The organism is Okeania sp. SIO2B3 (assembly GCF_010672525.1).
GTDB lineage: Bacteria > Cyanobacteriota > Cyanobacteriia > Cyanobacteriales > Microcoleaceae > Okeania.
Genome location: NZ_JAAHGH010000011.1, coordinates 107,865 through 127,570, shown reverse-complemented (window position 1 = coordinate 127,570; position 19,706 = coordinate 107,865). Strand labels below are relative to the sequence as shown.

Annotated in this window: 17 protein-coding genes; 15 read left to right on the top strand and 2 right to left on the bottom strand. The window is 37.4% G+C overall.

Annotation, left to right across the window (positions count from 1 at the left end):
• The first annotated feature begins 1,160 nt into the window (after nt 1-1,160).
• The 4 genes from F6K15_RS12835 (at nt 1,161) to F6K15_RS12820 (ending at nt 3,135) form a co-directional block, all read left to right on the top strand.
• Complete coding sequence (locus F6K15_RS12835; RefSeq protein ID WP_293061329.1) at nt 1,161-1,646, top strand: allophycocyanin; 486 nt, start codon at nt 1,161-1,163, stop codon at nt 1,644-1,646.
• 170 nt (nt 1,647-1,816) lie between these two features.
• Nucleotides 1,817-2,302, top strand: coding sequence for an allophycocyanin subunit beta (gene apcB / locus F6K15_RS12830; protein ID WP_293061327.1), 486 nt, complete (start codon nt 1,817-1,819; stop codon nt 2,300-2,302).
• Between the two features lie 339 nt (nt 2,303-2,641).
• Nucleotides 2,642-2,845, top strand: a complete 204-nt coding sequence (locus F6K15_RS12825) for a phycobilisome linker polypeptide (RefSeq protein ID WP_293061325.1) — start codon at nt 2,642-2,644, stop codon at nt 2,843-2,845.
• 23 nt (nt 2,846-2,868) lie between these two features.
• Nucleotides 2,869-3,135, top strand: a complete 267-nt coding sequence (locus tag F6K15_RS12820) for a hypothetical protein (RefSeq protein ID WP_293061323.1) — start codon at nt 2,869-2,871, stop codon at nt 3,133-3,135.
• Between the two features lie 133 nt (nt 3,136-3,268).
• Here F6K15_RS12820 and F6K15_RS12815 read toward each other — a convergent pair whose 3' ends face one another.
• On the bottom strand, nt 3,269-4,120 hold the full coding sequence (locus F6K15_RS12815; RefSeq protein ID WP_293061321.1) for a class I SAM-dependent methyltransferase: 852 nt from the start codon (nt 4,118-4,120) through the stop codon (nt 3,269-3,271).
• A 628-nt stretch (nt 4,121-4,748) separates the two neighbouring features.
• On the opposite strand from F6K15_RS12815, the gene mutS reads away from it, so the two are divergent.
• The 9 genes from mutS to F6K15_RS12770 all read left to right on the top strand — a co-directional run bounded on the left by mutS (nt 4,749) and on the right by F6K15_RS12770 (nt 15,744).
• The gene (gene mutS, locus F6K15_RS12810) at nt 4,749-7,454 is read left to right on the top strand and encodes a DNA mismatch repair protein MutS (RefSeq protein ID WP_293061319.1); all 2,706 of its coding nucleotides are present in this window, start codon (nt 4,749-4,751) and stop codon (nt 7,452-7,454) included.
• A gap of 274 nt (nt 7,455-7,728) precedes the next feature.
• Nucleotides 7,729-8,196, top strand: a complete 468-nt coding sequence (locus tag F6K15_RS12805) for a hypothetical protein (RefSeq protein WP_293061318.1) — start codon at nt 7,729-7,731, stop codon at nt 8,194-8,196.
• Between the two features lie 22 nt (nt 8,197-8,218).
• Nucleotides 8,219-10,942, top strand: a complete 2,724-nt coding sequence (locus F6K15_RS12800; protein ID WP_293061316.1) for a caspase family protein — start codon at nt 8,219-8,221, stop codon at nt 10,940-10,942.
• A 55-nt stretch (nt 10,943-10,997) separates the two neighbouring features.
• Nucleotides 10,998-11,234, top strand: a complete 237-nt coding sequence (locus F6K15_RS12795) for a hypothetical protein (protein WP_293061314.1) — start codon at nt 10,998-11,000, stop codon at nt 11,232-11,234.
• Nucleotides 11,235-11,473: 239 nt separating this feature from the next.
• Nucleotides 11,474-11,698 (top strand): hypothetical protein, encoded by a 225-nt coding sequence (locus F6K15_RS12790; protein WP_293061312.1) that lies wholly within the window; start codon nt 11,474-11,476, stop codon nt 11,696-11,698.
• Nucleotides 11,699-11,734: 36 nt separating this feature from the next.
• Complete coding sequence (locus F6K15_RS12785) at nt 11,735-12,064, top strand: Uma2 family endonuclease (protein ID WP_293061310.1); 330 nt, start codon at nt 11,735-11,737, stop codon at nt 12,062-12,064.
• Nucleotides 12,065-12,702: 638 nt separating this feature from the next.
• Nucleotides 12,703-12,966, top strand: coding sequence for a hypothetical protein (locus F6K15_RS12780; RefSeq protein WP_293061308.1), 264 nt, complete (start codon nt 12,703-12,705; stop codon nt 12,964-12,966).
• 127 nt (nt 12,967-13,093) lie between these two features.
• Nucleotides 13,094-15,034 carry a calcium-binding protein gene (locus F6K15_RS12775; protein WP_293061306.1) on the top strand — a complete coding sequence of 647 codons (1,941 nt, stop codon included), beginning with the start codon at nt 13,094-13,096 and terminating at the stop codon, nt 15,032-15,034.
• 461 nt (nt 15,035-15,495) lie between these two features.
• A complete protein-coding gene (locus F6K15_RS12770) occupies nt 15,496-15,744 on the top strand; it encodes a hypothetical protein (RefSeq protein WP_293061304.1) in 249 nt (82 codons plus the stop codon).
• 157 nt (nt 15,745-15,901) lie between these two features.
• Here the strand turns inward: F6K15_RS12770 and F6K15_RS12765 are convergent, their stop codons facing one another.
• A complete protein-coding gene (locus F6K15_RS12765; RefSeq protein ID WP_293061302.1) occupies nt 15,902-16,654 on the bottom strand; it encodes a leucine-rich repeat domain-containing protein in 753 nt (250 codons plus the stop codon).
• Between the two features lie 1,568 nt (nt 16,655-18,222).
• Here F6K15_RS12765 and F6K15_RS12760 point away from each other — a divergent pair.
• The gene (locus F6K15_RS12760; protein WP_293061300.1) at nt 18,223-18,456 is read left to right on the top strand and encodes a hypothetical protein; all 234 of its coding nucleotides are present in this window, start codon (nt 18,223-18,225) and stop codon (nt 18,454-18,456) included.
• A gap of 200 nt (nt 18,457-18,656) precedes the next feature.
• The gene (locus F6K15_RS12755; RefSeq protein WP_293061299.1) at nt 18,657-19,181 is read left to right on the top strand and encodes a DUF6653 family protein; all 525 of its coding nucleotides are present in this window, start codon (nt 18,657-18,659) and stop codon (nt 19,179-19,181) included.
• Nucleotides 19,182-19,706: the final 525 nt, after the last annotated feature.

Genomic DNA, 19,706 nt, shown 5'->3' with positions numbered 1-19,706 from the left:
CTATATCCGCTTATTCTCAATCTCTATATAGGAATCAGGATGATTTTAATTACATCAATTTAATCCTCCTGAGTCATACATTCAACACTAAAAATATATTTTTTCTAGAAAAAAATTCACATATTAGTCTGAGAAAGTGTTTGCAAAATATTGAGTTTTTTTTGATCTCCTTTAATGTGAAATCCGCTTCCTCAAAATTTAATCCCTTTAGAATACTTAACAATTAGGAAATAGGGAATAAAGGGAGAAAAGTGAGTGAGGAGAATTATTTGATTGACTATAGGTATGATGAAGTGAAAAATGAGCAAAATTATCTATCTAGCCATGTAATTAGGGCTTGCTGATTAAATCTAAAAGCATTGACATATAAAGACTTTAGGCTTTTTGGGGTCGAATTGCAGTGCCTGGGAATCAGCTCTTGACCCTCATACATGGTTTGTATTTTAGGCGCATAGTATGACAGAAAAATCAAGGAACAAAACTTAGCTCCTACCTCCTCGCTCATTCCAATTTCTCCCCTCCTGGGAGGGGTTAGGGGTGGGTTTTCTCCTGTCTTCCCCTCCTGGGAGCAGGGCTAATTCATTGCCTGGGGAGAATATTAATATGAATAATTGTGCAAATATACAAATATCTCCATCTCCCATCTCCCCATCCCCCCACATTCCCCTCCTGGGAGGGGGAGGGGCTAGGGGTGGGTTCCCATCCCCACATCAATTTTTCGCTCGCGTGACAATAAATAGACCCTGCCTCCAGGGAAAGGCCCGCGGGTGGGTTGTCTCCTACCCCTACTAAAAGACTAGTGAAGCGCAAACCCTAATTAGGGTCAAATTTTTTGTTTGTATATTTTTGTAGGTAATGGCCTTCCATCTAGAGAAGATTAGAAATGGCCTTTGCCTAGGATCGGAAATAAAAAAATGTATATTCAGACAAAAGTTTTAAATATATTGTCATTTGTTAAATAATCAAAGCGTTTTTGGCCCAAAATTACCCTGATTGCTATGGAAATATTACAAACTATTAAGAAAATAATGAGAAAGTGAACAAAATGCCTCAAAATACTTGCTGAAGGTAGTTATGTCAGAGGGTACTTTGTCCTTCTTATTAGCTCACCAATTTTTAAGCAACCTTTTACCTTTACTTTAACTCTGTTGGAATAAAGCATGAGTATAATCACCAAATCAATCGTTAATGCAGATGCTGAGGCTCGTTATCTGAGTCCTGGCGAATTAGACCGAATCAAGGCTTTTGTTACCTCTGGCGAGCGTCGCGTTCGGATTGCTCAAATTATGAGTGAATCTCGCGAGCGTATTCTTAAGGAAGCTGGAAACCAACTTTTCCAAAAGCGTCCTGATGTTGTTTCTCCCGGTGGTAATGCATACGGTGAAGAAATGACTGCTACTTGCTTGCGCGATCTGGATTATTATTTGCGTTTGATCAGCTACGGTATTGTTGCTGGAGACGTTACTCCTATTGAAGAGATCGGACTCGTAGGTGTTACTGAAATGTATAAGTCTTTGGGCACTCCCATCGAAGCTGTTGCTGAAGGTGTTCGCTGCATGAAGAATGTTGCTACTTCCCTTCTCTCTGGTGATGATGCGGGCGAAGCTGGTACTTACTTTGACTATGTTATTGGTGCTATGAGTTAAGGCTAAATATTTTTTAGAGGTTAGATGAAAATTGATGAGAAGGGAAGATTTCAATAATTTGGAATTTCCTAAAATATCAAGTTGAAGTCTATAATTAAATCTCTAAAATCCTGGCCTTCCACTATCCAATAATTTTGAAGATTCAGCAAATTTAAGGAAATCAATCAATAATGCAAGACGCAATTACCTCCGTTATCAATTCTTCTGACATTCAAGGTAAATACCTTGATGCTGGTGCTCTAGAGAAGCTAACTAACTACTTTGCCACAGGTGAACTACGAGTTCGCGCTGCAACTACTATCAGTGCGAATGCTGCAACTATTGTTAAAGAAGCTGTAGCTAAGTCTCTACTTTATTCTGATATTACTCGTCCTGGTGGTAATATGTACACCACTCGTCGTTATGCTGCTTGCATCCGCGACTTGGATTATTATCTACGTTATGCTACCTACGCTATGTTAGCTGGCGATCCTTCTATTTTGGATGAGCGCGTACTAAATGGCTTAAAAGAAACTTACAATTCTTTGGGTGTTCCCATCGGTGCTACTGTACAAGCTATTCAAGCTATGAAGGAAGTTACTGCTGGCTTAGTTGGTCCTGATGCTGGAAAGGAAATGGGCGTTTACTTCGACTACATTTGCTCTGGGTTGAGCTAATTTGGCAATCAGTAAAAAAGACAAAAAAGGTAGATTTACCCTTTTGATTTGACTGATGTTGTACTATAAGGCTAGGGAAGCCTAGTATGAGTGTTAGATTACCAAAGGCTGATTATTGAATAAATAATTTGTTTTAGTAAACTAGCATTGATTCTATAGGTTCCCTGCCTTAGGATTTTTTAGGTTTGAGATTTGAGGCGATCGCTTAAGTGTCAATATATGGGTTTAGATAATCTCAAAACTTGATGATAATTTAGATAAGTATTTGACTGTTTACCCTGAATGTTTTACAAAAAGATTTAAGAAAATCTTCACTAAGTATTAGGAGAAATTTGTATTATGAGAATGTTTCAGATTACTGCTTGTGTTCCAAGTCAAACTCGTATTCGTACTCAACGAGAACTACAAAATACTTACTTTACCAAGCTCGTTCCTTATGATAGCTGGTTCCAGGAACAACAAAGAATTATGAAAATGGGCGGTAAAATTGTTAATGTCAAGTTAGCTACTGGTAAGCAAGGAACAAATACTGGGTTACTTTAAATTACAAATTACTGTTTTGAAAAATGGTAGTTAAAGAGAGGTCTTTTGACCTCTTTTTTTGTTTGTACTTTTTATCCGAAACTGGGTTTATGGAAGGTATAGCAGAAGAAAGAAGGAAGAAGAAAGAAGGAAGAAGGAAAATCTTGCTTTGTCTGAGTTTTAAGCTTTTGATCTGTCCTAATCTTTGTTTCGACTGCTATAAATTTTTACCCAAAACAATAGTGGGAATTATACCTATTTCTGACTCTAAAGTCACCTCCTTTCCACCTACTGACTTGATCCTCCTGTGAAATCATCAGCGTAATACACCGAAAATTAAAATCTAGATGGTGCGCTACATTTCATTAACGCACCCTACTGGACTGACACCGTTTTGTGCAAAATTTGTCGTGGACTGACACACCTTTATCAAATTGATATTAGTTATTGAAGAACTGCTTTGCGACCTAATACCAAAAAAGTAGTACCATTATTCCAAATTCCTTCTGGTGTCATTAACTGTTCTAATTCTTCTTCAAATTCGGCTTTAATTTGTTCTATTTCCTTGGAGGAAAGTTGTGTAAGTGGATTGGGAATATTTCTTGGAGAAGGATAATAAACTAAATTCCACCTTTTTTTTGCATCTTCTAAACTCAGATAACTCCCATGATTTTCCATTTCAACAGAAATTATTTCTAAGTCTGCTTGTATCAATAAATTCTGGTATTTTTCAATAGAATTTACAGTATCTGATAAATGAAAAAAATCAAGATTTATGCCATGATTTTCTAATACTTTTTCCAAAACAACTATCCCCGTAAAACCTGTTTCAGTAATACTATGAAGACCTATGTAACCACCAGGTTTGAGAAACTGAGACCAAAGACGTAAAGTAGCTGCTTTATCTGCCATTAAGGGAAAAGCATTAGCACAAAAAATTAGGTCAAAACTGTTAGCTGGAAAGTCGATATTTTCCCCATCTGCTAACTGAAATTCAATATTTTTAAGGTTCAATTGTGCAACTTTTTTTCTTGCTTGTTCGAGCATTCCACTAGAAATATCTATTCCCACTACCCGACCATTATCGCCTACTAATTGAGCTACTTCAATAGCAACATGACCCGTACCAGTAGCAATATCTAAAACTTGATCTCCTGGTTTAATTTGTGCAGATGCAACCAGGCGATGGGTAATCTGAGAATGCCATTTACTTTCATCGTAGTTTTGACTTCTCTGACTATAAATTTTAGCTAATTCCTGTTTATATCGGTCTAATTTTACTTGGTTATTCATCATTAAAATTTGTAATTTAATAGTAAGCACTTCCTACGGAATGCTGCGCAAACAGCACTCAGCTATCAGCTATTAATTTATTGCTTTTTGAACAGAAATTAATATTGATAAATTTAAGGAGAATTAAAAGTATTGGAAAAAACTGACCTTGACGAGAGAGAGTGGATATTCATTATTTATGAAACAGCTAAAAGCTGAGTTATAATAGCTGTTTGCGCAGCATTCCACAGGAAATGCTTACATTTAATACATAATAAATGAAGCAGTACATTCACTCAATTTATATTATACAGGTTGCTTTTTATCGAATTTTATGCTAATAAACAATATAATCAGGACTTACGCAAATTGACTTTTAAACCACCATATGTAGGGGCAAATGGTATTGGCTAACGCCAAGCTCCGCTTTATATGTTGCGGAGCAAAACGTCCTAGCCATAAGTAGAGTTTCTGCGTAAGTCCTAATAATGTTTGCTAAACAATTAAAATTGGGAGCAGTATCAATTAAAATTTTATCATTATTTATCAAAGTCTTAGAAGAAATATTAATCCTTTCAAAAATATAGGTATCTGTGTTGGTACAGGACGATCGCTATAATATTAAATAAATAAAATTATCTATTAAATATCTATGAAATATTCTGCATCTACATCTACTCAAAAATCTCCAAAGGCAAAACAAAATCAAGCAGAAAATTCTCTTCCTCCTAATACTGATTACAGTCAAATTGACACTAGCAAACTGTCAGAAATGATGCAGCGTTATGTGGAAGTAAAATTACAATATTCTCATGCTCTTTTACTATTTCGAGTAGGTGATTTTTTTGAATGTTTTTTTCAGGATGCTGTGACGATCGCTCAAGAATTAGAATTAGTACAAACTACTAAGCACGCTGGTAAGGAAATTGGTAGGGTGCCGATGACTGGTGTACCCCATCATGCTGTGGAAAAGTATGCTGCCATGTTGGTAGAAAAGGGTTACGCTGTGGTTGTTTGCGATCAAGTAGAAGATTCTGCTATTGCCAAAAAAGAAAACCGTCAAGTCAAGCGTGAAATTACTCGTATTCTTACCCCTGGTACTCTGACCGACGATGGAATGCTCAAACCTCGCTACAATAATTATTTAGCTGCGGTCGTTATTGCCAAAAATTATTGGGGTCTTGCTTACACTGATATTTCTACCGGAGAGTTTCTTACTACCCAGACCCAAGGTTTAGACCAACTCACTCAAGAATTGATGCGTTTGCAACCGTCGGAAGTGTTATTTCCTACGAACGCGCCTGATATCGGTTTTATGTTGCGACCGGGAGAAAAATCGGATCATCTTCCAGAATGTCTGCCGAATTCTTTCTGTTATTCTCTACGTCCGCAACAACCTTTTACTTTAGGGGAAGCAAAAGAGCGACTGTTGATAAAATTTCAACTGACATCCCTAGAAGGTATTGGTTGCGAACGTATTCCACTGGGGGTTCGTGCTGCGGGTGGGTTGCTGGAATATCTCGAAGAAACTCAAAAGGAAAATCAAGTTCCTTTACAACGTCTCCGGAGCTATACTTTGGCTGATTTTTTGATTATCGACCACCAGACTCGCCGGAATTTGGAAATTACCCAAACGGTGCGAGATGGGAGTTATCAAGGGTCGTTGTTATCGGCGATCGACAAAACTAGCACTGCAATGGGGGGGCGTGCTTTACGGCGATGGTTGCAGCAACCACTTCTGAGTTTGAAGGGTATTCGTGCTAGACATGACACTATTGATGAACTGATAGCTAATAACGATCTACGTCAAGATATTCAAAGAGTATTGCGTCAAATTTATGATTTAGATCGTTTAACTGGGCGTACTGGTGCTGGTACGGCAAATGCTAGAGATTTAGTTTTTTTAGCTGATTCTTTAACGAAACTTCCTGAACTTTCGGCATTAGCATTGGCGGGTAATTCTCCTTATTTAAAAGTCTTGCAAAAAATTCCGTCAATCTTACAAGAATTGGGAGAAAAAATTCATTCTCATTTAGTAGAGTCTCCTCCTCAAAAGTTAAAAGAAGGTGGGTTAATTTCTCCTGGTATAAATCAACAATTAGATGAAATGCGGAGGTTAGCTGAAGAAGACCAACAATGGATTGCTAATTTGGAAGTTACGGAGAGAGAAAGGACGGGAATTTCTAATTTAAAGGTTGGTTATAATAAGGCTTTTGGTTATTACATTAGTATTTCTAAATCAAAGGCAGATTTGGCTCCGGATGATTATACTCGGAAGCAGACTTTGACTAATGAGGAGCGTTATATTACTGAGGAATTAAAGGAAAGAGAAGTCAGAATTTTGACGGCACAAGATGATTTGAATGAGTTAGAATATGATATTTTTGTTGGTCTGAGAACTGAGGTGGGGGAATATGCAGAAGAGATTAGAAATGTTTCTCGGGCGGTGGCAGCTATTGATGTTTTGTGTGGTTTAGCGGAAGTAGCAATTTATCAAAATTATGTTCGTCCTACTATGACTGATAGTCGGGAATTGAAAATTATTGAAGGTCGGCATCCGGTGGTAGAAAAATATTTGCCTGCTGGTTTTTTTGTGCCGAATACTGCCATATTGGGAAGTAAAAATATAGAGGAAAATAATTCGGGAATTACTCCTTATTATGCGCCAGATTTAATTATTTTAACTGGTCCGAATGCTAGTGGAAAAAGTTGTTATTTAAGGCAAGTAGGATTGATTCAATTAATGGCACAAACTGGTAGTTTTATTCCGGCAAGTTCTGCTGTTTTGGGGGTGAGCGATCGGATATTTACTCGTGTTGGGGCAGTGGATGATTTAGCAACAGGTCAATCTACTTTTATGGTGGAGATGAATGAGACGGCAAATATTTTGAATCATGCTACGGAAAAGTCTTTAGTTTTGTTGGATGAAATTGGTAGGGGAACGGCAACTTTTGATGGAATTTCGATTGCTTGGTCGGTGGCAGAATATTTGGCAACGGAAATTTTGTCTCGGACAATTTTTGCTACTCACTATCACGAATTAAATGAACTTTCTTCTATTTTGGATAATGTGGCAAATTATCAAGTAACGGTGAAAGAGTTGCCGGATAAAATTGTATTTTTGCATCAAGTACAACCTGGTGGAGCGGATAAGTCTTATGGTATTGAAGCGGGAAGGTTGGCAGGTTTACCAGATTCGGTAATTCAACGTGCTAGACAGGTAATGGGGGAGATAGAAAAGCATAGTAAGATAGCTATTGGTTTGCGGAAAGGTATTAAGAAAAAAGAGGAGGAAGAGATGATAAGTGTGGAGCAGTTAGATATTTTTAGTGAGGAATTTGGCGATAGTTTGTTGTGACAGTTATCAGTTAACAGTTATCAGTTATCAGAGGTAAAAATTCAAGAATGAAAATTACCTCTGCTTTCTTTTTTTTCTAGCAGTAGGTTGGGTTGAGGAACGTTAGCGGAGCTTATCCGTTAGGATAAACCCAACAACAGGAGTACAGCAACAATCAAAGTTTTGTTGGGTTTCACTCCGTTCTACCCAGCCTACATTTCCTCTATCTATTCTGATTAAAAGTTTTTTGTATAGTATATAGTAATAAAAAAATATTCATGGCCTGATCTTAAGTATGGAAGACCTGATACCGATATTTATCTTGACATCACCTGATGTTAAAGAATTACTTGCAGATAATCAAATTGACTTAGTAGAAGTTCTACAAAAGGAAGGAATTAATGTTAGTCAAGAGTTTGCTCAAGACCCAACTGTAGATCCTAAATCTGGCCATAAAGACGTAGCAACTGTTATTATGGTCTCAGCAGTATTAATCTTGGCAATAACTCCGGTTTTATCGAAAGTAATTGCTGCACTATCTCATAAAAAAGTTGTTGTTAAAGAACTGGTTTGTTTACCAGTAGAAGACTCAAGTGGGAATGTAGTTAGAAATAGTTCTGGAGAACCAATTTTACAATGGGTAGAGCGTACCCGCTTTTTAGAATCTTCAACAGAAATAGAATCTGGCAAGAAAATTTCGTTTAAAGTACCAGTAGGTATTGCATTTTCTTATGAAGAAACTCCTAGTAAATTTTTGAAGTAATTTTTTCACAAAGGTAAGTTATATGCGACGTGCATTTGTTATGGGTTCAAATGGGCCTAGTGGCCTTCGTCTTCGCTATGCTCTTGAAGATGTAGAGAGAATGAGAAATGCTCTGTTAAATCCGCGATGTGGTTTTGATGTTCAAAGTCCCGATTTGGAATGCAAAGTTGGGGAAGTTTATGATCGGTTATCTGATGCTGCTTTATCCTGTAATAGCGATGATACATTCATCTGTTATTTTTCTGGTCATGGTCGTCTATTCAAAGGTTCCTTGTTCCTGCTTTGGAATGATAGTGATATAAATAAGATTCCTCAAACAGCTCTGTCAACTTCAAGAATAATGGAAATTCTGAGTTACTGTGACGCAAAAAATAGGTTATTAATACTTGACTGTTGTCATGCAGGTGCTGTGGTAAATATGCCAAAAAATGGAGATGAAGCTACAGCAAATAGGATTGTAATCAAACCGAAAAATTACTTAGTTATTTTAGCAGCTGATCGCTTAGAACAAGCACGAGAAATTCCAGAACTACAAGGAAGTTTTTTAACGGCTAATATTTGTGATGCTATTGGTGAAAAATTAAATGAGGCAGATATAGATGGAGATGGGAGAATATCATTTGATGATTTAAAAAAGTGGCTGCGGGAAAAACCTCAAGAATATAATAAGAAATTATCAGAAGAATATCACGTTCCTCAACCTATTTTTTATGGAGAAGATAGAGTGGAATTTTTTCTAACTTTACCTTCGATTAATAGTTTGCAAACAGAAAGTTTTATCGCTTCAAAAGAGACACTTCCTTACCAAGCATTAGATTCTTTCTCTAGTAAAACAGCAGATTTTTTCTTTGGTAGAAAACAAGTAGTTAAAGATTTACAAGAGGCATTAGAAAAATCTAATTTTGTACTTTTAATAGGCAATTCTGGAAGTGGTAAATCTTCAGTAGTAAAAGCTGGATTGATTCCTGAATTAGAGAAAAATGGTTGGCAAGTTTTAGATCCTGTAGTTCCTTGGACTGAGCCAGTTAGTTACTTGAAATATGAAATTACTCAGAAACTTTTTGGAGAAAAAGAAAAAATTAAAGATGTTCTCGATATTATTGAAACCAATGGTTTAACCTCAATAACAGATCATATTCCCGGTGAAAAACCAATTCTAATTATTGTCGATCAATTTGAAGAAATTTTTACAGTTTGTTCTCAAAAATCAGAACAACGTAGATTTATTGAGCTATTGACTCAGGTGGCTGATGCTTCTGGTTCAAGAGTTAAAGTAGTAGTAACTTTGCGTGCAGATTTTGTAGAAGATTGTCTTAATCACAAGCCTTTAGCTCCATTAATTCAAAATCAATCAGTCTGGATACCAGATTTAGAAAAAGATGATTTAAAGGATGTTGTTGTTGAGCCTGCCAAAAAACTTAACTATAGTTTTGATGAAGGATTACCAGAAGCTATAATCAAGGAAGTTAGTAAAGAAAAAAATTTTCTACCTTTACTACAGTTTGCTCTTACAGAACTTTGGAAGCAAAGAGATAAGAAAAATCAAAAAATAACGGCTACTCAATATGTCAAACAAGGTGGAATACTTGGATTATTAAATAGGCGTTCAGAAGAAATATATCAAGGTTTCAATGAACAAGAAAAAGCTTTGACAAAACGTATCTTGTTAAAATTAGTGCGTACAGGTATAGGAAATAAAGATACTCGACAGCGACAACCGAAACAAAAGCTTTTAGCCATTGCTGGAGATAATTTAGAAGCAATTCAGAATGTTCTAAATAAATTGATTAAAGAGCGTTTGCTAGTAACTGGAAAGGATGCTGAAGGAATAGCTTGGGTAGATATAGCCCATGAAGCTCTAATGGAAAGGTGGGAGCAGTTTTCTTTGTGGCGTAAAGAGAATAGAGAACTGAGGCGTTTGTGTGATAAAGTAGAGGATTATCATAGAGAGTGGCTGGAATCTACAAAAAATCCAAGGTTTCTAATGATGGGAGGAGTGCTACTTCAGGTAGAGGAAAACTGGTCAGATATAGAGGAGGAATTTAGTGCAGAGGCCAAAGAGTTTAAAGAGTTTTATGAACTTAGTAAGTCTGCTCAAAATATACCTGAAGAATTTCTAAAACAAAAGTTAGAAGAACAAGAGAGAAAACATCAGATTGAGTTACAAAAATATCAAATTGATGCACTGCAAAATAAGTATAAAATTGATCTATATAAATCCCAGTTAGAGGCTAAAGATACACAGATAGAAATCTACAAAGAGAATAATCACAACCTAGAAAAAATACTTCTCAATTTTTCTCAAAATCAAACTAATATAGTCGTTAAATTAGATTTAGATTCAGAAAAAAAGACTGATGAACAGCCTAAAGAAGATTTGAGCTACAACTACTTCCAAGGAGCAAATATTTCTGGGGATGTTGTGATGAATAATAGGGATGTTGTGATGAGCAATTATGCCTCGGAGCAAAAACAAAGTCTTGCTGAAGCAGCAGTAGAGATTCGAGAGCTTCTAGAAGAGCTTGATAAAAATTACTCGGAGGATAGAGCATTTCAAGAAATGACAGATTTTGAAAAGATGACTATAGCATCTAAAGCTATTCAAGTCATTGAAAGCAATCCAACTTTAAAAGAAAGAATAATTAGTGTTTTAAAGACTACTGGAACTGATGCTTTCAAGGAGGCTTTAGATAATCCTATAGCCAATATCTTAGTGGCTGCATTTCAAGGGTGGATCGAGCCATAACGATACTATACTTAGGTAAAACTTTAATTATTAAATCATAGATACGAGGTATGAGATGAGAATTTTACAAACAACAGGAACAGTTAAAAATGGAGAAGTAAAAATTACTGTTCCTCCAGAATTTAATAATGGCAAAATAGACATTATTCTTGTTGCAAAAAATGAGCCAGATGAATTTGAAATTATGCGGGAAATAGCAAAAGCCAAAGGATATGATTCTCAGGAAAAGATACTCGACCTAATTAAGAAAGTCAAATTAGAAATGCTTCAGGAAAAAGATAGAATAAAATAATGTCTAAAATCAAACGTTTATGTCTTGATACAAAATATAATCGGTATTCAAATTGTAAAATTATTGTAGTGCGGGCATCTTGCCCGCGACAAGTGTACCTAATAACAACGGGAACCGCTATATCATAGAAAAAAAAGCAGGAATTAGAATCAACAAAATGGAATTATGAGAGGTTGATTTTATGGTGGTTTCATCAGCTAATACCCAATCTTTTGTGAAACTTATTGAATACTTAAATTGTGACGGTCTTGATAGCGTTAGCGAAGCTTTGTGTCAGCGATCGCTTATTAATTTATACTGACATAAGCTGGAATATTTATGAAAATCTATTAAATTATTTGGGAAATTTACCTGATTTTAAAGTTATTTATAATCAAGGAACTTTACAAATTATCTCTCCTAGCAGTCGCCATGAAATTTACAAGAAAATGTTGGGAATATTAGTCGGAAATTATTGTTTATAAACTGGGATTCGTTTTTATCCCTTGGGTTCTACAACTTTGAAATCTCAAGATAAATTAAAAGGAATTGAGCCAGACCAATATTATTGCATTGGTAGTAAAAAAAAGATTCCCAATCTAGCAATTGAGGTTGTTATTACTAGCGGAGGAATTCAAACTTTAGAAATTTATCAAGGTTTAGGTGTTTCTGAAGTTTGGTTTTGGCAAAATAGAGAATTACAGGTTTTTTGCCTAGAAAATTGTGAGTATTTGCAGAAAAACAATAGTCAGTTATTACCCAATCTTGATTTAGATTTATTAGTTAGTTATTTAGGGGACGATCCTTTTGATGCTATTTGGGATTTTAAAGCAAAAATTAAAAGGCAATGAATCACAATATTAGGATCAGGAAATCTAAACTTGAGTCTTATCAGGCAATTTGTGTTATCTTTACCGATAAATTGTGGTCGCCTTGAGAATTGCAAGAAAATTTTGGAGATCAAGAAGCCTGGTTTTATAGTAAATACCACAAATATTTGTTTGTTTTATGAAGATTCAGTAAAGATTTGGGGTGATTTGACTTATTGGTGATTTTACTTAGTTTATGAAAATTTAATGAAGTTGGCAGATTACTCTTGACACCTAATATTAAGGGGAATTACTATGTAACCGTACTACTTAAATAGAACCAAGCCAAGCCTTACCCAGGGGATTTCAACACCTCCTAAACTATCCTGCTCATAGAGGCTGGGGATTTTAACCCAGAGCTGATCAAAGCAGATAGTTAGTTAATCAATATCGGACACGATCGCGCTCGAGAAAAACCTACAAGCGATAGGAATACTCTGTTGTGTGGCACGATTGATATTGAACCCAGTAGCTTGAAAAGTGTATTCTTTTTGCACAAGGTAAGCGTTTGTAAATCAAGAATTGATATTGAACCCAGTAGCTTGAAAAGTGTATTCTTTTTGCGCAAGGTAAGCGTTTGTAAATCAGGAATTGATACTGAACCCAAACAGATTGAAACCTTGGACTATCCAACCTCCTTGAGTCCCTTTGGCAATACTCCTGCTGAACCCTTGAACAGTTTGGGGTTGCGCTATGAAACTCAACTGGTGGGTTGGATGGTAACTCACCGAGTGGCAACTGATGCGATTCGTTATTCAACGATGGTTAGGACGGGGAATTTCTTTGTTATTCCAGTCTATCTGGCTACAAGTGGACAGTACAGTGCCTTACGGTTTGTTCGCAGTGGCACAGGAAAATCCGGCGATGCTGAAGTTTTTACATAAACATTTAGAACCCTATTTGATGGAAGTGACTAATTCTTATGTTGCACTGAAGCACTTGGGTGGTTAGTCAAATCTGTCATAGCTTGAAAACACCAAAACTTTTTAAAATTAGAGGAATTAATTAATCATGGCTGAGATAAACGGTACTAATGCTGACGAGACTCTAGACGGTACTAATGCTGACGAGACCATAGATGGTAGTGGCGGTGACGACAGCATAGATGGTAGTGGCGGTGACGATAACATCGATGGTGGCCGCGGTGACGATGACATTGAAGGTGGCCGCGGTGACGATGACATTGAAGGTGGCCGCGGTGACGATACCATAGATGGTAGTGGCGGTGACGATACCATAGATGGTAGTGGCGGTGACGATAGCATAGATGGTAGTGGCGGTGATGATAGCATAGATGGTAGTGGCGGTGACGATACCATCACTGGTGGTGGCGGTGCCGATGACATTGAAGGTGGCCGCGGTGACGACGAAATCAATGGTGGTGGCGGTGCCGATGACATTGAAGGTGGTCGCGGTGACGATACCATAGATGGTAGTGGCGGTGACGATACCATCACTGGTGGTGGCGGTGCCGATGACATTGAAGGTGGTGGCGGTGACGACGAAATCAATGGTGGCCGCGGTGCCGATGACATCGATGGTGGTGGCGGTGACGATACCATCACTGGTGGTCGTGGTGCCGATGACATTGAAGGTAATAATGGTGACGATACCATCACTGGTGGTGGCGGTGACGATACCATAGATGGTAATGGTGGCAACGATGTCATTGATGGTAATAGTGGTGACGATGTCATTGATGGTAGTGGCGGTAGCGACAGCATCGATGGTGGTAGCGGTGACGATAGCATTGATGGTAATGGCGGTCGTGATACCATTGATGGTGGTAGCGGTGACGATACCATCAATGGTGGTGCTGGAAATGATTTGCTTGTAGGAACCGATGCTTATTCGAGTGATGTAGATACCTTCTATGGTAACGGAGGTGCGGACACTTTCGTCGGGGGAGAAGGAGAAGTTGTTTATTACATTGGGTATGGCGATCAAGACAAGGGTATTATTAAGGATTTTGGTAATGGGGATAAAATTCAGTTATTTGGAACTCCTGATGATTATACAATTTCTTCGGACGGTACAGATACATCCATTTTCTACAACGATGACACTGCCAATGGCGATCTCGTATTTGAAGTCGAAGGCGTTGAACTATCAGACTTGACAGACACGGATATATTTACCTATATTCCTCCCAATGCCCTAGAATCTGACTACACCATTTTTAGTCGCAATGTTGGTTATACAGACTACACTGTTGAACTTGCTGACTCCCAAGCTGTTTACAAAATTTACAAAATTGACGGTTATGAAACTCATGGCTCTCTCAACGACTTCCTGACCGACGCCGTATTGGAGCTTGGCGGAACAGTTGTCAAGAATGGCACTATCAACGCGAGTTCCCTCGAACATTTTGGTGGCAACCATAATCCATCTATCAGACAAAACGACTTTGCTGATGATGTTGTCATCAAGATCGCTGGTTCTGGGGTAGGAGGCCAGTTTAAAGCTGACTTCGACAATAATACTGCTGCCGATGCCTTTCAGGAATTCGCACAGGATCTCCTGGGCAAAGACCCAAGGAAAACTAAAATCTTCGAGTTCAATGGCGGTACCAATGGCGGGAATAACAGGATCAGAATCTTCACCAATGACGAGATTGTTTCATTGAACCCAGAGTTATCAGATGGTTTGCGCACTACCGACAGCCTTGATTTTACCTGGTCTGGTGATGATGCATCAGGAACAGAAAGGAGCAATAACTTTGATGATTTCATCGGGGAAATGGGAGATTTATTTGGTGGTCAACAGTCGGCAGATGCTGATATCCATGTGATTCCTTTCCTCAATGAAGCAGAACTTATGGGAACCGAGGTAGCAATTAGTAATGGCATTGGTGCAACAGAAACCTGGAACTTTGGCAGCGAGCAGGAAGCACAAAATTTCCTAAGTTTCTTTGACGATGTGGTTGGCGCTTTCAACCAAGGTTTATCTTGAGCATAGAGAGCTTGTCTCCATGATTCTGTCCTTAACAAGGTTTTGACTCTGAACCCCGAACCCCGAACTTCTGACACAGCTAATTTTCTCCATTAGGTCATTGGAGCTAGGGGCGGGGTTCATCTTATACCATTTCTCAAAAACTTTTCTACATTTTGTTGAGTAGGGGAGTAGGAGAGTGGACCCACCCCTAACCCCTCCCAGGAGGGGAAGCAAACATAAGAATAATTAACATTAACGCAAGCTAAAATCAGCAAAAAAGTGATTCGGCTTGTGTTGATTAGTTGACAATTGAAGTATTGCTCAAGTATTGCACTAATGCATGGGAATTGGTATTACAGGGTTTGCGGAGCAGTCAGGAACGGATAGCAATCTCAAATCCTAGTTTTTCCTACCTCATGGGTAAATCCTGATAACTGAAAAACATCAAAACTTTGTCAAATTAGAGGAATTAATTAATCATGGCTGAACCTAAATTTTTATCTCCTACCACCAACCCCTTCGGACTGAAAGATGTAGGGAGTAATGCTGTACCCACCTTTGCCGATATTGATGGAGATGGGGACTCGGATGCTTTTATCGGTGCAAGCAATGGCAAGATCGATTTCTTCCGTAATACTGGAGATAATACTACTCCCAGCTTTACTGAAGAATCTGACAACTTCGGACTGACGAATGTGGGGCTTTATGCTGCACCCACCTTCTTTTAATTCCCTCAAGTTATAGAAGTGAGGATTCTGATTATTATTACAAATCTCACAATTACAAGGAATTAACTTATTATATTTGAGTCGATTATTATAGGAACTATGAATTTTGGCGTTGCTGATGCGTGGGTATGATTTGTATTTTTTGGTAGTTGCTAAACTATTGAATAACAAATATTTGAGATTGTTCAATCCCTTTTTCAGCAATTTCTATTGGTGGAGTTTCCAGGGGATTATCACTTAAATAAAGCCCAGTTAAATTGGTAAGTTGAGTGATGGATTCCGGGATGCTTGTTAATTGATTACCTCTTAAATAAATCTGAGTTAAATTTGCGAGTTTCGTAATTGATTCCGGGATGCTTGTTAATTGATTATCACTTAAATCAAGCTGAGTTAAATTAGTGAGTTTCGTAATTGATTCCGGGATAGTTGTTAATTGATTACGGCTTAAATCAAGTTCATTTAAATTAGTGAGTTTCGTAATTGATTCCGGGATAGTTGTTAATTGATTACGGCTTAAATCAAGCACAGTTAAATAGGTAAGTTTAGCGATGGATTCCGGGATTGTTGCTAATTGATTATCACTTAAATAAAGTCGAGTGAAATTGGTAAGTTTAGTGATTGATTTAGGGATAGTTGTTAATTGATTGTCCCTTAAATAAAGTTCAGTTAAATTGGTAAGTTTAGTGATTGATTTAGGGATAGTTGTTAATTGATTATCATTTAAATTTAATACTTCTAGCTGCTCTAACTCCCAAACCTCAGTAGGAATTTCAGTTAATTTTTCATCATCTCTGCTAGAAAAATTATTACTTAAGTCTAACTCCTTAAGTTTGTTGTCTTTAGCAGTTTGTATTCTTTCTTGAAAACGTTGTGGTATCTGATTCTGCTTATTTGTTTTAGGAGAAATCATAGCTCAATAAAATAATTTTCACCATCATTATAATATCTACAAATACAAATATTGATTCTCCACAACCATCAGAACTTTCTTACTTGAACCCAACCTACAAAAAATTCTTATAGATAACTACCCTATCCTTTAGCTAGAAATTTTATCAGTATTTTAGTAATGTGCTAGAATACCTTTTGAGTAAAAATCATACAACAGTAAATAGATTAAAAAACTAAGACGTTGTAGTTTTCAGTACCTTATTTTTCACCACCACAAAATCTACAACAGCAAAAAAACTAAGACGTTGTAGTTTTCAGTGCCTGATTTTTCACCACCACAAAGGCATTGCTGAGGGGCGGGATGAATATAAGTGGTAAGTGGGGGCAGGTGTCCTGCCTGTCCCTGCCTGTCCCAAAAATATCAGGAACGGGAAAATATAAGGAACGGGCAAGATGCCCATTCCACTTCCACAAAACTATTAAAATTATCCCGCATCCAACGCCTATCAACGCCAAAAACTAAGACGTTGTAGTTTTTAGTGCCTGATTTTTCACCATCACAAAAACTATAACAGCAGAAAAACTAATATCATGTCCGGTTGAACAGTTATAAATAAACGACGAAGGAGTCAGGAGTCAACCCACCCGCGGGCCCCTCCCTGGAGGGGAACGACCGAGTCAGGAGGGTAGAAAGAAGAAGAAAGAGAAAGTTTTTTTATCACGCTCTTATCCGGACATGATATAAGACGTTGTAATTATCATCGCCTCATTTTCACAGACCTCAAATTTGTGGTGCTTGATAAAATGAAATGACTATTGCGATATCCGCAACAGAAAGGGGAAGTAAATATTTTCCCTCCACCCACCTCAAATTTGTGGTGCTTGATAAAATGAAATGACTATTGCGATATCCGCAACAGAAAGGGGAAGTAAATATTTTCCCTCCACCCACCTCAAATTTTGGTGCTTCACAAAATGAAATGACTATTGCGACATCCGCAACAGAGAGGGGAAGTAGATATTTTCCCCATCACACACCTCAAATCTTGGTGCTTCACAAAATGAAATGACTATTGCGACATCCGCAACAGAGAGGGGAAGTAGATATTTTCCCCATCACACACCTCAAATCTTGGTGCTTCACAAAATGAAATGACTATTGCGACATCCGCAACAGAGAGGGGAAGTAGGTATTTTCCCTCCACCCACCTCAAATCTTGGTGCTTCACAAAATGAAATGACTATTGCGACATCCGCAACAAAGAGGGGAAGTAGATATTTTCCCCATCACACACCTCAAATCTTGGTGCTTCACAAAATGAAATGACTATTGCGACATCCGCAACAGAGAGGAGAAGTAGATATTTTCCCCATCACACACCTCAAATCTTGGTGCTTCACAAAATGAAATGACTATTGCGATATCCGCAACAGAAAGGGGAAGTAAATATTTTCCCTCCACCCACCTCAAATCTTGGTGCTTCACAAAATGAAATGGCTATTGCGACATCCGCAACAGAGAGGGGAAGTAGATATTTTCCCCATCACACACCTCAAATCTTGGTGCTTCACAAAATGAAATGACTATTGCGACATCCGCAACAGAGAGGGGAAGTAGGTATTTTCCCTCCACCCACCTCAAATCTTGGTGCTTCACAAAATGAAATGACTATTGCGACATCCGCAACAGAGAGGGGAAGTAGGTATAGCACTCGCCTTCAAGATTCAGCACTTCCTACAGACCTTGCATACAACATCCCTACCTCCCAACCAAAGATATGTAGCAAAACTTTTGAGATTTCATATCAAAATATTGCTTAATTTATTTTTTAAACTGTCAGAAAAGAAACTGCCAAAATCATCAGTTACTTATCAAAACCACTTTTGATAACAAAACTACCAGCTTTAATATTAGCTGCTAAAATTTAAACTTATAACTTCCTTCAACACAAAAAAATATTATGACATTTGGATTTGGGTTCATACTCCCAAAGAAAATACTGCAGCCACATTGAGCTGAGTTGGCGTTCGCTCCGCGTTACGTTACTCTGTATCGCTCCTTGGAGTTGGAAGGACCTAATTACTTATCCCACACTTTGCGCTATGCACTACCGAGTGTCTTAACTCGGTTCCCCATATTACCTTTAATAATTGTTTCTATTTGGAGTCGAACTTGGATTAATTGGTGGTGTCTAATTCCCATTATTATTGCCATTATTTGGACTTGGATAAATCCCAGAATTTTTCCCAAACCAACCTCAACAAATAATTGGTTCTCAAAAGCAGTCTTCGGAGAAAGAGTTTGGTTAAACCGTCAAAAAATAGAAATTCCCAAACACCATCAACCCGTAATTAATATTCTTAATTTCATTTCTTTTGTAGGTTTACCATTTTGTATTTGGGGATTAATTCAGTTGAATATATGGCCGACTTTATTAGGAGTTACTCTAGTACTTTTAGGCAAAATGTGGTTTCTCGATCGCATGGTTTGGTTATACGAAGAAATGAAAGATGCTAATTCAGAATATCAGAGTTGGTTGTATTAGTTAATAAACCTAAAATTATATGCAGATAAATCTAGATCAAAGTTAGCGATACTGCTGATTTAACCCTCAGTAAATACAAACTCCTGATAATTTTAAATCAGCTTTATCTTGGTCTTAAACTATTATTTATAAAAGCTTTTTTTCTATTTATCCTTTAAGTAGTAAAGCAATATTAATTAGACATCTCCTCCAAAAGAGGGAGTAGGGATTATGCATTAGGGATGTATGGAAGATTCCTAGGGAGTATACAGTAAAGAATTAATTATTTTTGTACGATATTAATTTTATTTTTTATTATTGGAGATGTATATTGTATATTTGATAGTCAGCTTAAATAGGTAGGAAAAAATACAGCATATTCGGTCGTATATAAAGTACATATATTAACAATTAAATGTTCTCAGTGCAGGCATCTTGCCCGCTATGGGTGTACCTCACATTTGGTGAAATCTGCTGTATTTTTAGATTGATATATTGTACACAAATGTATATTTTTATGCCCTACTCCCGACTCCCTACTGACAA

What these genes read in the sequence shown, in the direction of transcription:
- F6K15_RS12835 (WP_293061329.1), top strand. Translation starts at nt 1,161, where the DNA reads ATGAGTATAATCACCAAATCAATCGTTAATGCAGATGCTGAGGCTCGT.
- apcB (WP_293061327.1), top strand. Translation starts at nt 1,817, where the DNA reads ATGCAAGACGCAATTACCTCCGTTATCAATTCTTCTGACATTCAAGGT.
- F6K15_RS12825 (WP_293061325.1), top strand. Translation starts at nt 2,642, where the DNA reads ATGAGAATGTTTCAGATTACTGCTTGTGTTCCAAGTCAAACTCGTATT.
- F6K15_RS12820 (WP_293061323.1), top strand. Translation starts at nt 2,869, where the DNA reads ATGGTAGTTAAAGAGAGGTCTTTTGACCTCTTTTTTTGTTTGTACTTT.
- F6K15_RS12815 (WP_293061321.1), bottom strand. Translation starts at nt 4,120, where the DNA reads ATGATGAATAACCAAGTAAAATTAGACCGATATAAACAGGAATTAGCT.
- mutS (WP_293061319.1), top strand. Translation starts at nt 4,749, where the DNA reads ATGAAATATTCTGCATCTACATCTACTCAAAAATCTCCAAAGGCAAAA.
- F6K15_RS12805 (WP_293061318.1), top strand. Translation starts at nt 7,729, where the DNA reads ATGGAAGACCTGATACCGATATTTATCTTGACATCACCTGATGTTAAA.
- F6K15_RS12800 (WP_293061316.1), top strand. Translation starts at nt 8,219, where the DNA reads ATGCGACGTGCATTTGTTATGGGTTCAAATGGGCCTAGTGGCCTTCGT.
- F6K15_RS12795 (WP_293061314.1), top strand. Translation starts at nt 10,998, where the DNA reads ATGAGAATTTTACAAACAACAGGAACAGTTAAAAATGGAGAAGTAAAA.
- F6K15_RS12775 (WP_293061306.1), top strand. Translation starts at nt 13,094, where the DNA reads ATGGCTGAGATAAACGGTACTAATGCTGACGAGACTCTAGACGGTACT.
- F6K15_RS12770 (WP_293061304.1), top strand. Translation starts at nt 15,496, where the DNA reads ATGGCTGAACCTAAATTTTTATCTCCTACCACCAACCCCTTCGGACTG.
- F6K15_RS12765 (WP_293061302.1), bottom strand. Translation starts at nt 16,654, where the DNA reads ATGATTTCTCCTAAAACAAATAAGCAGAATCAGATACCACAACGTTTT.